At 69.5% G+C, this 12,740-nt stretch carries 11 protein-coding genes; 4 read left to right on the forward strand and 7 right to left on the reverse strand.

Translation table 11 applies throughout. The annotated features are described in order from the left end of the window. The 4 genes from KJ554_02895 to KJ554_02910 form a co-directional block, all read left to right on the forward strand. A partial coding sequence (locus tag KJ554_02895; protein MBU0741285.1) for a hypothetical protein occupies nucleotides 1-1,840 on the forward strand: 1,840 nt, incomplete at its 5' end. A 110-nt stretch (nucleotides 1,841-1,950) separates the two neighbouring features. After that, complete coding sequence (locus KJ554_02900; protein MBU0741286.1) at nucleotides 1,951-4,848, forward strand: hypothetical protein; 2,898 nt, start codon at nucleotides 1,951-1,953, stop codon at nucleotides 4,846-4,848. 69 nt (nucleotides 4,849-4,917) lie between these two features. Further along, the gene (locus tag KJ554_02905) at nucleotides 4,918-5,706 is read left to right on the forward strand and encodes a hypothetical protein (GenBank protein ID MBU0741287.1); all 789 of its coding nucleotides are present in this window, start codon (nucleotides 4,918-4,920) and stop codon (nucleotides 5,704-5,706) included. Between the two features lie 123 nt (nucleotides 5,707-5,829). Beyond that, entirely contained in the window at nucleotides 5,830-6,426 is a 597-nt protein-coding gene (locus tag KJ554_02910; protein ID MBU0741288.1) for a hypothetical protein, read from the forward strand. A gap of 70 nt (nucleotides 6,427-6,496) precedes the next feature. On the opposite strand, the gene KJ554_02915 is transcribed toward KJ554_02910, so the two are convergent. The 7 genes from KJ554_02915 to KJ554_02945 form a co-directional block, all read right to left on the reverse strand. Further along, nucleotides 6,497-7,477 carry a hypothetical protein gene (locus KJ554_02915; protein MBU0741289.1) on the reverse strand — a complete coding sequence of 327 codons (981 nt, stop codon included), beginning with the start codon at nucleotides 7,475-7,477 and terminating at the stop codon, nucleotides 6,497-6,499. A 94-nt stretch (nucleotides 7,478-7,571) separates the two neighbouring features. After that, nucleotides 7,572-8,198, reverse strand: coding sequence for a hypothetical protein (locus tag KJ554_02920; protein MBU0741290.1), 627 nt, complete (start codon nucleotides 8,196-8,198; stop codon nucleotides 7,572-7,574). A gap of 456 nt (nucleotides 8,199-8,654) precedes the next feature. Beyond that, the gene (locus tag KJ554_02925; protein ID MBU0741291.1) at nucleotides 8,655-9,872 is read right to left on the reverse strand and encodes a tetratricopeptide repeat protein; all 1,218 of its coding nucleotides are present in this window, start codon (nucleotides 9,870-9,872) and stop codon (nucleotides 8,655-8,657) included. Continuing rightward, nucleotides 9,869-10,516: a TonB family protein gene (locus KJ554_02930; GenBank protein MBU0741292.1), complete on the reverse strand. Its 648-nt coding sequence runs from the start codon at nucleotides 10,514-10,516 to the stop codon at nucleotides 9,869-9,871. Before KJ554_02930 ends, KJ554_02925 begins: the two co-directional genes overlap by 4 nt. After that, the gene (locus tag KJ554_02935; protein MBU0741293.1) at nucleotides 10,513-10,938 is read right to left on the reverse strand and encodes a biopolymer transporter ExbD; all 426 of its coding nucleotides are present in this window, start codon (nucleotides 10,936-10,938) and stop codon (nucleotides 10,513-10,515) included. Before KJ554_02935 ends, KJ554_02930 begins: the two co-directional genes overlap by 4 nt. After that, nucleotides 10,935-11,510, reverse strand: coding sequence for a MotA/TolQ/ExbB proton channel family protein (locus KJ554_02940; GenBank protein ID MBU0741294.1), 576 nt, complete (start codon nucleotides 11,508-11,510; stop codon nucleotides 10,935-10,937). Before KJ554_02940 ends, KJ554_02935 begins: the two co-directional genes overlap by 4 nt. Before the next feature lie 54 nt (nucleotides 11,511-11,564). Further along, nucleotides 11,565-12,740, reverse strand: a 1,176-nt coding sequence (locus KJ554_02945) for a MotA/TolQ/ExbB proton channel family protein (GenBank protein MBU0741295.1), incomplete at its 5' end; no start/stop codon positions are given.

Consider the following 12,740-nt stretch of genomic DNA (forward strand, 5'->3'; position numbering starts at 1 on the left):
CGTCCCCACCAACGGGTTCGAGTTCGACGCCCTCAACAACTGGTGGGGCCACGCCACCGGCCCGTATCACGACCCCCTCAATACGGCCGGCCAGGGGAACCGCGTGAGCGATTACGTGCTCTTCGAGCCCTGGTCCGGTGCCGCCGCCGTGGCCGCGCTGCCCGCGACGAGCGGGCCGATCAACTGCGGCGAGACCGTGACCCTGAACGTCCACTACACTTCCGACGCCATGACGCCCGAGCTGCGCGGCTTCACCATCACGGTGGGCTGCTCGGCCGAGCTGACCTTCGGCGCCGGCGACATCGACGACCTGGACGTCTTCGGCGGCTTCGGCGCCGACTACTTCGACGTCATCGACAACCTCGACGGCACCTTCACCGTCGACAGCGCCATCCTGGGCGGATCGACGGGCTTGGCCGCCGAGGCCGACCTGTTCCGGCTCACCTTCCACCCCGTTAGCGACGGCGCCGGCACGGTGACGCTGTCCGACGTGACACTGCGCGACCTGCTCAACGGCGACATCGGCGCCTTGGTGAGCGGCGCGACCATCACCGTCGACTGCACAGCTCCACCGGGCGTTACCGACCTGACTTCTGCACCCGGGCACGAGAAGGTCAACCTCGACTGGACCATGGCCGACGCCTCGGACGTGGACCACTACGAGATCTGGCGCGCCGTGTGGAACCTGGGTGCGGGCTCCGAGACCGTCTCGGCCTACCCCGAGTACGACGACGACAACCCGACCGAACCCGTGTGGCCCTTCGACCACGCCGCGGCCGTCGCCAGCCTCGAATGGACGCTGATCGACGACACGGTGGTCGGCACCGCCGTCGGCTTCGTCGACGGCCACGCCCCGCGCGGGATCTACTACTACGAGGTCTATGCCGTGGACTCCGTCGACAACATAGGCCCTGGCGCGGGTCCCCTGAACCGGGCCACCAACTACTGGCTCGGCGACGTGGACACGCCCTACGACGGAGACGTGGACGTTCTCGACATCGACGAGCTCGCCGCAACATACGGCTGGGGCACCGGCGATGGAGGCTACAACAACGAAGTCGACGTGGGTCCCACCGACGACACCAGCGGCTTCGGCATCCCCGAGACCGACAGCGAGGTCGACTTCGAGGACCTGATGGTCTTCGCCCTGAACTTCGGGAACGTGTCGCCGCGCCTGCCGGCCGGCGGGACGCCGACACCGGTTCTGGTGTGGCAACGGATCGACGCCACGACCTGGGCGCTGGTGTTGGCCGAGCCCTGCGCCGACCTCAAGGGCGTGCACCTGAGGGCGCCCCTGCCCGACGGCGTGACTTGCGAAGTGTCGGTCGGCGACTTGCTGGCCGAACAGTCCGGGCCGGGCTTCGCGGCCAACGCGCCCGACCGCGGACTCGACGCCGGCGTGGCCCTGCTGGGCCGCGGCACCTCGATCTGCGGCCAGGGCGAGCTGGTGCGCGTGAGCTTCAGCCGGGACGTCCAGCTCGCTCCGCGGGTGACGGCCCGCGACGGGAGCAACGGCGATCTTGAGGTGAGCTTGACCACCGAGGCCGAGGCCCTCACGCCGCTGCGGTTCGCCGCGCGTCAGAACTTCCCCAACCCCTTCAATCCCAAGACCACCATCGCCTTCGATCTTCCCGAGGGGCGCGAGGTCCGCGTGGCCGTCTACGCCGTGGACGGTTCGCTGGTCAGGATGCTGGTCGACGGCGCGCTGCCGGCCGGTTCGCACGAGGTCGTCTGGGACGGCCGCGACGACCGCCGCCAGGATGTCGCTTCGGGAGCCTACTTCTACCGCATCGACGCGGGGACCGACTCCCAGGTCCACAAGATGATGCTGATGAAGTAGACACAACCGCCAAGGGCCCCGGCCTCGTGCCGGGGCCCCGTCCCACAGCGGGGAGGGAGCCCCGTCTCACATCATGACGGAGCACCATGTCCATCGAGAGGGAGAGACACATGAGAACCCTTACAGCACTGGCCTTGCTGCTGGTCGCGGCCGGCGCCATGGCCGGCGGACCGGCCCTCACGCCGACCGAAGGCGTGCCGCTCGGCGAACGCGGGATCATCCCGGCGCAGGCGAAGGCCTTCGGCGATCCGACCGACTTCCGGGCGTCGCTGCTGGCCGGCGCCGACTATCTCGTCTACATGCAGGCCGACATCGCCGAGGACGTGGACAACGCCGGCAACGGCCTCGTCGACACCGATCCCGACGACGGCGGCTGGGACTGGATAACGATGGCCTTCGAGCACAGCGCCGACGCAAGCCCGCCCAACATCTACGGGGCGACGGTACAGGGCATCTACAAGGCTTATCTCGTCGAGCCGAAGGCCTCGTACTTCACGGCCATGAAGGACGCCGCGGACTACATCGTGACGGTCGGGCCCACGCAGATCCGTTCGGGCCCCGACGTGACCTTCCTGCTGAACTTCGCGAACCTGCCGGACTGCCCCGACCCCGCCTACTACCGGACCGGCGCGCAGACCATCTGGGACCGCCACCTCACTGTTTACGGCTCCATGGAGGCCCTCGCCGTGGCCATCCGCAACGGGCGCTACGGACAGGGCTACAGCAACGGCATCATCCCCTGGGACATCTCGGCCTGGGTCGTGGCGGCCATGGAGATGCACGCCGCCTTCCCCACGGGCGGTCACGACATCGAGGCCGTGGCCGTGGCCGAGGTCATCTACCTGGACAGCTTCGCCTTGATTCCCGGCTACTTCGACGTCTACGGGGTCAACATGGACAGCGATCCCGCCTGGAGCACATCGATCTATTGGTGGTACACCCTCGGCGTGACCGGCATCATCGACGCCTTCGCGACCGCGGACGTGCACACCGACGAGCTGCCCGGGCTGCAGGCCGTGCTGCTGGACTGCCAGTACGCCGACGGCGCCTTCAGCGACCAGTACGGCGCCACCGCGGAGATCGACCGCGACTGGCAGACCTCCGGCTACGCCCTGATGTCGCTGGTGAGCCACCTGCCCTCGACACCGACCACGCAGGACGCCGCCTACCGCAGCGGCGTGTGGCTGGCCGCCACACAGGACCCCTCCGGCGGCTGGGTCTACTCGGACGGCTATCACCTGCCCGAGGTCGGCGGCGAGGCGGCCGCCGGCGTGGCCATGTCCTGGGCTGCCGCAGGCGCCGCCGTCACGGCGGCCGCAAGCGGCCCCGACCCGGTCCAGTGCGGCCAGCCCAAGACCGTGACCTTCACCTACGAACCCGGCGACGCCACGCCCGGCCTGCGCGGCTACGAGCTGGTCATCGAGGTGACCGGTCCGGTGAGCTTCGACTACATCACCGACTTCGACGAAGCCGGAGGCCTGCTGTCGGTAGGCGACCCAACCGTCTTCTACGTGTTCGACGAGGGCGGCGGGATCTACTCCGTCAACGGCTCGATCCTGGGCACAACCGCGGGCCTGAGCGCGCCCGGAGACCTCTTCACCCTCGACCTGCTCACCACCGGCGACGGCGTCGTGGACGTGTCGGTGGTCTCCTACCGCATGCGCGATCCCGACAACGTGGACATCTTCGCCGACGTGAGCGGCGTCTCCTTCACGGTGGATTGCACCGCGCCGCCGGCCGTGGACGACCTGACCTCCGCGCCCGGCCACGAGAAGGTTACCCTCGACTGGAGCATGCCCGACGCCTCTGACGTTGACCACTACGAGATCTGGCGCGCCGTCTGGAACCTGGGTGCGGGATTCGAGACCGTCTCGGCCTACCCCGAGTACGACGACGACAACCCGCTCGAGCCGGTCTGGCCCGCGGATCACGCCGCGGCCGACGCCAGCCTCGAGTGGGAGATGATCGACGACACGGTGCCCGGCACAGCCGTCGGCTACGTCGACAGCTACGCGCCGCGCGGGATCTACTACTACGAAGTCTACGCCGTGGATGCCGCCGACAACATCGGTCCCGGCGCAGGTCCCATGAACCGGGCCACCAACTACTGGCTCGGCGACATCGACCCCCCCTTGGTCTATGACGGCGACGTCGACGTGCCGGACATCGATGAGCTCGGTGCGACCTTCGGCTACGACCCCTCTGACGGCGGTTACAACAACCACGCCGACGTCGGTCCCACCGACGACGCCAGCGGCTTCGGGATCCCCGACACCGACAACGTGATCGACTTCGAGGACCTGATGATCTTCGCCATGAACTACGACAACGTGGTGCCGCGCCTGCCCTCGGGTGGCACGACAACCGCGGTCCTGGCCTGGGTGCGCGTGGACGCGACAGCCTGGGCGCTCGAGCTTGTCGAACCCTGCGCAAACCTCAGAGGGTTGCGTCTCCGTGCAAGCCTTCCCGAGGGAGTGGCTTGTGATGTGAGCGCGGGTGAGCTGCTCGGCGCCCAGGTGACGCCGTCCTTCGTGGCCAACATCGGCACCCACGGTCTGGACGCCAGCCTGGCCCTGATGGGACGTGGCTGCGCCATCATCGGCGAAGGTGAATTGCTGCGCGTGACCTTCAACGCCGACGTGGAGGTCGAACCGGTGATCACCGCGCGTCGCAGCGACAACGCCGAGGTGCGGGTCAACATGAGCACCGGCACGGGCTCGCAGACGCCCGACAGGTTCTCCGCCGCACAGAACTACCCCAACCCCTTCAACCCCAAAACGACCATCGCCTTCGAGCTGCCCGACACGCGGCCGGTGCGACTGAGCATCTACGCGGTCGACGGCAGTCTCGTCAGGACGCTCGTCGACGGCGAGATGTCGCCCGGCGCGCACGAGGTCGACTGGGACGGTCTGGACGCCGCGCGACAGCGCGTGGCGACGGGCACCTACTTCTACCGTCTCGAAGCGGGTCGAGATATCGAGATCCGCAAGATGACGCTCGTGAAGTAGGATCCGATCAAGTCATCGTCCATCCGGGTCCCGGCCTGGCGCCGGGACCCGGGGAAAGCAGGAGCCACCGTGAAACCAACCGCTCGTGCGATCATTCCCCTGTTGCTCGTGCTCGCGGCAGCGGCCCCCTCGCGCGCGGTCGACTTGCGCTGGGAGCCTCGCTGGCAATCGATCGCGCCAGGCGCGGATGGCAGCGTCGCCGTGATCATGGACGACCCTCTGGACATCCGCACGATCGAGGTGTGGATCGCATACGATCCGTCCGTGGTCACGGGCATCACCTCCACGCCGGGTTCGATCTACGACGGCGTGGGGTGCTTCCTGTGGGAGGATTACGAGGAGGAAGCGCCGGGGCTCTTCCACGCCTACGTGGTGATCATAGGCGGCGCGTGCTACGCCACCGGCCCCGGCGAGCTGCTGGTCTGGCACTTCACGGCCGACCAGCAGACCGGCGCGACCGACCTGGCCACCGTCGAAGTCTACCTCTCCGACCCCCAGGCCGACCCCATACCCGACCTCGCGCTTGGCTCCGCGACCATCGCCTTGAGCGACCCCGCCACTGGCGCCACACCCGTCCGCCCCGGCACCTCGCTGCGGCTGGCACCGAATCCTTTCAATCCGCGCACGCGGCTGATCGCCAGCTCGCCGGTCGCCTGTACCGCCCGCCTCGAAGCCCACGATGCCGCCGGGCGCAGCCTGGGCACCGTCTGGTTCGGCGCGATCGGCCCCGTCCCCACCGCCCTGGAATGGCGCGGCGAGGACGCGGCGGGGCGACCTCTGCCCTCCGGATCGTACCTGTTCAGCCTCGCGACACCCGGCAAACCGCTTCTCGTCGTCCGCGGATTGCTGCTTCGTTGATCTGGCGCCACAAGAACGTTGACGTCTTGGCAGCGCGGCACGTAATGTGCTACAGTCCCGGGGAGGAATTGTGTATCCGCGTGTTTCACGCACTTTTCGTGCATTGCCGGAGGGATGGACGTGATGAAGCGATTTAATGCGATACTGATGCTGCTGGCCCTGTCCGCCATCGCCATCTTCGCCCTTGGCGGGTGCAGCGACGACGCCGTGACGCCGCACGACAACCCCGAGATCACGGCCGAGGACGCCGCCTACCAGGGCGCCGCCGTGACCGTGGCCATGGTCCAGGTGCTCGAGGAGCTCTCCGACAAGGCCGTGGCCTCGGAGCGCTTCGTCGCCGAGGATTACGTCTACGGCTCCTTCTGGGAGGACAGCGATCCCGACCGCGTCTACACCGACAGCGAACACTTCCTGACCGTCGACTTCGACGGTCCGCCGCAGGACGACGACAGCAACGCCGAGGTTACCTTCGACGTCACGGCCGCCACCGGCCTGGCCAACGGCACCGGCGCCCTGGACATCGGCGGCGTCGACATAACCTTCACGGTGAACGACGTGCTGCTCGACACGGGCAACTACCCGGTGGGCGGCCAGATGATCGTCTCCACGAGCGGCCACACCGCGACGATCGAGTTCTTCCCCGGCCACACCGCCACGGTGACCGTGGGCGCCGAAGTCTGGAACATCGATCTGGACGACGGGGACATCACGCCCGCCTAGGCGGCGATCCGTGAACGAAACAGGGGCGGGACCGCGTGGTCCCGCCCCTCTCTGTTCCCGTCCGCGCGAACTAGAACCCGAACATCAGGCCGCCCGAGAAGGAGGTCAGGTCGCCCAGTCCGATCTCGCCGTTGATCTTCAGCCCCAGGTTGAGGGTGGCGCCGATGGTCATGCGGTTCTTCTGGACGCCGTCCAGGGAGAAGGCGATCTCCTCGCCGGTCCCGCTGTAGGTGTAGGTGACGTCCATGCTGGACGACTCCCGGGACAGGCCGCCGTACGCGGTCAGCATGGAGAACTCCTTGCTGGCGACGACGTAGAGGCTCCTGGCGTCGGTCGCGACGTAGTCGCCCACGTCCAGGCTCTGGTTGAAGAAGCCGACCTTGACGTCGACCGGCAGGGTGGGCAGCCAGTAGTTGGCGCTCGCCGCGAGGCCGATGCCCCACAGCTTGACCTTCACGCCGCTCTGGATCTCGATGTCGGGCAGCCAGCGCAGGGTGGCCTCCATGCCCATGATGCCGCCGACCGAGGCCTGGGGCATGGCCAGGGGCACGAACTTCGATTCGACCAGACCGGTCAGGTCGGACAGATCCTCGACGTGGACGGGCAGGCCGTGGTACAGGACCGTCATCCGGCCGCCCTCGTCCTCGCTGCCGAAGACGGTGGGGCCGGACATGACCACCACCCCGTCCTCGCCGTAGCCCTCCTCGCCCGGATTGACGCCGTAGTCCTCGTTGATCGTGATGTTCCGGACCACGCGGAAGGTCTGGTCCTCGTCGCTCAACTTGGTGCCCATGACCTTCAGGCCGAGGGAGATCGTGACCGTCGTGCCGGGTATGAAGGCGGTGTGGTAGAGGGCGCTGTTCTGGTTGATGCCGAAGCCGGTGACCAGGGGCGCCAGGTAGCCCTCGGCGTACGCGCCGCTCATGTCCTCCAGGAGTTGCTCCAGATCGTTCCCGTCCTGCGCCTGGGCCAGACCGGTCCAGTTCGACAGCGCCAGGACCACCAGGGCCATGGCGATCCCGTTCATCCCCCAAATTTTCTTCGCACTCATGCGTATCCTCCCAGGCATGTGGTTGACAGACCTGGGACGGACCGTAGCACAATCACTGCCGGATGGACAACAGATTACGAAGGAGCCCGCAAGGCTAGGCGCCGGCGTTCATGCGCCGGGATTCGCCTGCCCGATCCTGCAGGAACGCGCCCCACTGGTGCAGGGCCAGGTCCGAGACCAGCCAGGGCTCGGTGGCGTCGTCGAGGGCGCGGACGATGACGCCCGGTTCCGTCAGGCCCTCTCGTTCGCGGCGGTGACGGGAGACGCCCGGCATCAGGGCGCAGATGGTGACGTAGAGCTTGAGCGCCTCCGGCGTCCAGGTGATCCGGGTCTCCTGGTGGCTGGCGTCCACACGGGCGCCGTAGCGCAACAGGTCCGCCACCTGGGTCGCACGCAACGGTCCGATGGACCAGGGCCTTGCCGACAGGGCGTGCAGGCGTATGAAACCGTGCTTGCGGTAGGTGACGAGGACCGGATATCCGTCCGCGGTCCGCATGTCACCGAGCAGGCTCACCGACCGCAGGCCCTCGGTGGACCCGGCCGGCAGCACCGAGAGCACGCGCTGCACGTCGCGCTTGGAGAGCGGATGATGCGACGGCGGGTCCACGGGCGTGACGATCACGCGCGCGGGTCTCGCCGTCGGATGGAGCCCGGCGTTCCGTCCGGCGCCGAGCCTGCGGTTCGCGCGGGGCGCGTTCCCGGAGAACGAGTGCATGCTCATCGTCTCCTCCTTCCCCCCCGGCCGCGGCACGCGGCGCGCCGCAACCGATTCCACCTGGCCGATCGCCGATACGACGAAGCGTCGCTTCCGGGTCTCCGGCACGGTGCAGGGAACTGCTGAGCTGTGCTTGTAATCGCCGGTGTCGGGATCAACCCCAAGCCCGGATCGCTCGCAAGGGAACGAGCCGGGTGTAACCCGTCCAGCCGAGCGGGAGGCGGCTCGGGCTTCCAAGACGGCGTGTGAGCGCAGGTGGTCGCCGCTCTCCCGTTCTCAGTATACCGACAACGCGCCGCGGGAGCAAATGCGGTGCGCTATACTCCAGTATCTGGGCCGTGCATCTCGGGGGTCGCGATCGATAGCAGCTAGGATGGGGCGCTGCCATGATGTGTGCGACGCCCGATGCTGAACACACGATATCACAATCCGGCAGCCAGGGGAAGCCTCTCTTTGGACATATCAAAATTTGATGGATCGACGTGCCCGCTCCAGCAGGGGCGCAACGGTTCTCGAATGCACGGAATCTGCCGCTGCGCGCTCCAGGGCGGCGATCGCCTCCGCCGCGCGGCCGGTCTCCAGGGCGGACCAGCCGAGCATCAGCTGAACCCGCCCGGAGCCGGGATCGAGGGCGGCGCTCTCGCGGTAGGCGGCGTATGCCCGCTCCTGATCGTCCTGCATGACGCGCAGGTCGCCCAGCAGGGACCAGAGCCGCGGCGACGGGAAGCGCGCGAGCCCCCGGTCCAGGACCTCGGCCGCCCGGCGCTCGTCGCGAGCGGCCAGCCACGCCGAGGAGAGCCGCTCGTAGTCGTCGACGCCGGCGGAGTCGCCGAGGGCGGCCTCGTAGTACCGGCCGGACAGCGTCGGCACGTTCAGGAAGAAGTACAGATCGCCGAGCGTCAGGGCCTCCGCGCGGCCGAGGGGGCGCAGGTAGCCGGCGACGGTCAACGCCACGGCGGCCTCCGCGTTCTCGCCGGCCAGGGCATGAACCTGGTAGGACGTGGTCCAGGAGGCGTGATCGTCGGGGAAGCGGGCGCACAGGGTGTCGGCCGCCGCCGCCGCCAGGCCGGCGTTCCCGGCTGCGATGGCCGCGGCCGCCAGATCCCGGCACCATGCCGCGCGAGGCGGCCCGTAGGCGCCGCCGACGAGTTCCCGCAACAGGGACACGGCCTCGCCGGGACGTTCGTCCAGCACATCGGCCACCGCGGCGTAGTGCAACCACTCGGGATCCGGATCGGGGTCCAGCCGGAACCCCTGCACGAACCCCTCCGCGGCCAGACCGTACTGCTCCAGCGCGTAGGCGGTCTGCGCGGAGGCCAGCCAGGCGGCGGCGAAGTCCGGACGCAGACGCGTCGCGGCGCGCTGCTCGGCCAGGGCCTCCTCGTCCCGCCCGGCGCGATAGAGACAGTCGCCGCACAGGTGACGCAGCAGGTGATGGTCCTGGTCCGGGTGCTCCGCCAGATGATCGGCCAGCTTGCCGGCGGCGGCGGCGGGTTCGCCGCTGTCGCGCAGTTCGCGGGCCGCGAACAGGACCCGGCGCGCACGGCCGGACATGCGCGACACGTCGCCCAGTTCGCGTTGCAGGGCCTCCCGCTCATCGTGGTCCGGGACCGGCAACGCCAGGGCGGCGCCGGCGGCGGTCAGCACCAGAAGAAGCGTGAGCGGGCGCTGCGCCTTCACGGCCGCAACTCGAATCGCACGGTGGTCGCCATCCAGGACGCCACCGGTTGGCCGTCGATCAGACCGGGGCTGAAGCGCCAGCTCGGGATGATCTGCAGGACGCTCTCCTCGAAGAGGCCCGCCGGCTCCGCCTCGAGCACCTGCACCTGGCTGGCCTGGCCCTCCGGCGACACCAGGAACCTGACGCGCACGTGGCCCTCGATCTCGCGCTGGCGCGCGCGGTAGGGATAGACGGGCGGGATGCGCGCCACGACCCGGGGCGGCTGATCCAGGTCCGCGGCGTCGAAGACGAACGCGCCGTCCAGGGCGTCCAGGTTCAAACCCTCGAGGTCGATGGCGACCGCCGGTCCCGCCAGGGGCGCCGGCGGCGACATCTCCGGCCGCCACTGGTCGGGACGGAACTCGGGCTGTTCCCGTTCGGGAGGCTTCTCCACCTCGCGGACCTTCTCCGGCGCGGGCGGCGCCGGCGGCGCGACGGTCACCAGGTTGACGGCGACCGGCTCGGTCATGTCCATCTGCAGGGGCCGCTCCCGCGTGAGCAGCGCCGCCACGCCGATCAGCGCCAGGTTCACGAGCACGGCCAGGACGACGGCCCGCAGCAGCCGGCCGGGCAGGAGTCGACGCGACGCGGCCGCCGCCGTCATCGGTCCGCCCCCGCGCCGCGCCGGGCCGCCAGGCTCACGTTGGCGGCGCCGGCGAGACGGCACTGGTCCATGAGCTGCACCACGTCGCCGGTCCGGCTGTCCTTGTCGGCGACGACCACCACGCCGCTCTCGGGGTCCTCGGCCAGGGCGCGCTCCACGTGCGCGCGGACGCTGCGCAGGTCGATGCGCCGTCCCTCGAACCACACCTCGCCCTCCGGCGTGAGGCCGAGCATGATGTTGCCGCGCTCCTTGACCTCGGCGGTGGCGGCGGTCGAACGCTGGACGTCGATGCCCGCCTCCTTCACGAAGCTGGTGGTGACCACGAAGAAGATCAGCAGCAGGAACACCATGTCGATCAGGGGGCCCATGTTGATGTCGACCCGCTCGCCGCCGCCGCGCAGGGTCCTGCGTACGTCGATCATGTCGCCTCGCCTCCCGCATCGACGGGGCGTCCGACGTGTCGCGCCAGGACGGCGGCGGCCTCGTCCAGCAGCATCTCCAGGCGGCGGGCGCGCCGCGCGAGCATCGCGGCCAGCAACAGGCCGGGAATGGCCACCAGCAGGCCGGACTGGGTCGTGACCAGGGCCACGGAGATGCCACCGGCCATGGCCCGCGCGTTGCCGGTGCCGAACTGGGCGATCACGTCGAAGGTCTCGATCATGCCGGTCACCGTGCCGAGCAGTCCCAGCAGCGGCGCCACCGCCGCCAGCACGGCGATGACCGCCAGGGAGCGCCGCAGCTGAGGCCGCAGGCGACGGGCGCAGACGCGCAGCAGCTCGGCGTCCGGCCCGGGACGGCCGGAACGCTCGCGGCGGAACGCTTTCACCAGCGTCGCGCGCAGACCGCCCCCCGCGGGGACGCCCTCGCGCGCGTCCTTCACCAGGTCGACCGCCCGCGCGAGTGTGATGTCCTCGCGGCCCAGTCCCCGCAGGACCAGCCAGCGGTCTGCGATCAGGGTCCACATGGCGAGCGAACACGCCCCCAGCGGGATCATGATCCAGCCGCCCTGGGACAGGTATTCGGTGATGTCGCGGATCAGTTCCACGGCTCACGTCACCTTCATGACGAGGTTCGTCAGCGTCACGGCCTTCTCCTCGATATCGCCCACGATGTGCTCCACGCGGCGCGAGAGCAGCGTGTGCAGCAGCATGATGGGGATGGCCACGGCCAGGCCCAGCTCCGTGGTCACCAGGGCCTCGCTGATGCCGCCGGACATGAGGCGCGGATCGCCCGTACCGAAGAGGGTGATCACGCGGAAGGTGGTGATCATGCCGGTCACGGTGCCCAGCAACCCAAGCAGCGGCGCCACCGCGCCGAGGATCGACAGGACGGACAGGGCGCGCTCGAGCCGCGGCAGCTCGTGCAGGATGGACTCCTGCATGACGCTCTCGAGTGTCTCGCGCCCCTCGCCGCGCGCCGCCAGGCCCGCGCGCAGGACGTTCACCACCGGCCAGCCCTTGCCGCGATGGGTCTCGACCAGGGTCTCGCAGGCCCGCCAGTCGCCGCGGGCGGCCAGGTCGTGCACCTCGCTCATCAGGTCGGACGTGTTGCCGTGTACACGCCGCAGGAAGAGGAAACGCTCCACGACGATCACCAGCCCGGCCAGGGCGATGGCGAGGATGGGCCAGACCAGTGGCCCGCCGTCGCGGATCTGTTCCGCCAGGCCGTGGTCGCGACCAGCGTGGCGCAGGGCCGCGCCGCCGGAGATGTCCAGCGGCACCGTCTCGCTCTCGCCGCGCATGTAGCGCCGCAGGTCGCCGCCGATCCCGCGGGACGAGACGGCCGGCAGCGCCACGAACTCCTGCCCGTCCACCGACCAGCGCAGGAAGCCGCAGTCCTGTCCGTCGTCGTAGGCGGCCGTGAACTTGCCCAGGGTCAGCACGCGTCCCGTCACACGCTCGCCGTCGCGGCCGGTGAATTCCGTCTCGCGCAGGGCGACCTCGCCGCCGCCGCGCATCTCGTCGAAGAAGACGCCGGCCATGGCGGATATGTCGTCGATGTCGGGGAAGTAGCCCTCCTGCAGCAGGGGCGAGACGGCCGCCAGGCGGTCGGGGCGGCCGTCGGTCAGGAACGACTGGCGCAGCGTGGTCTCGAGATCGCGGGCGGCCACGCGCACGTTGCCGCTGATCTCCCGGAAGTCGAGCTCGTGTCGCGACCAGGACTCTTCCAGCCCGGCCAGCTCCGCGTCGAGCCCGACGCCGCGGCGCGCCAGCGCGTCGAGGCC

It is taken from the genome of bacterium, assembly GCA_018814885.1.
In the GTDB taxonomy this organism is placed as follows: domain Bacteria; phylum Krumholzibacteriota; class Krumholzibacteriia; order LZORAL124-64-63; family LZORAL124-64-63; genus JAHIYU01.

What these genes read in the sequence shown, in the direction of transcription:
- KJ554_02900 (MBU0741286.1), top strand. Translation starts at nt 1,951, where the DNA reads ATGAGAACCCTTACAGCACTGGCCTTGCTGCTGGTCGCGGCCGGCGCC.
- KJ554_02910 (MBU0741288.1), top strand. Translation starts at nt 5,830, where the DNA reads ATGAAGCGATTTAATGCGATACTGATGCTGCTGGCCCTGTCCGCCATC.
- KJ554_02915 (MBU0741289.1), bottom strand. Translation starts at nt 7,477, where the DNA reads ATGAGTGCGAAGAAAATTTGGGGGATGAACGGGATCGCCATGGCCCTG.
- KJ554_02920 (MBU0741290.1), bottom strand. Translation starts at nt 8,198, where the DNA reads ATGAGCATGCACTCGTTCTCCGGGAACGCGCCCCGCGCGAACCGCAGG.
- KJ554_02930 (MBU0741292.1), bottom strand. Translation starts at nt 10,516, where the DNA reads ATGACGGCGGCGGCCGCGTCGCGTCGACTCCTGCCCGGCCGGCTGCTG.
- KJ554_02935 (MBU0741293.1), bottom strand. Translation starts at nt 10,938, where the DNA reads ATGATCGACGTACGCAGGACCCTGCGCGGCGGCGGCGAGCGGGTCGAC.
- KJ554_02940 (MBU0741294.1), bottom strand. Translation starts at nt 11,510, where the DNA reads ATGATCCCGCTGGGGGCGTGTTCGCTCGCCATGTGGACCCTGATCGCA.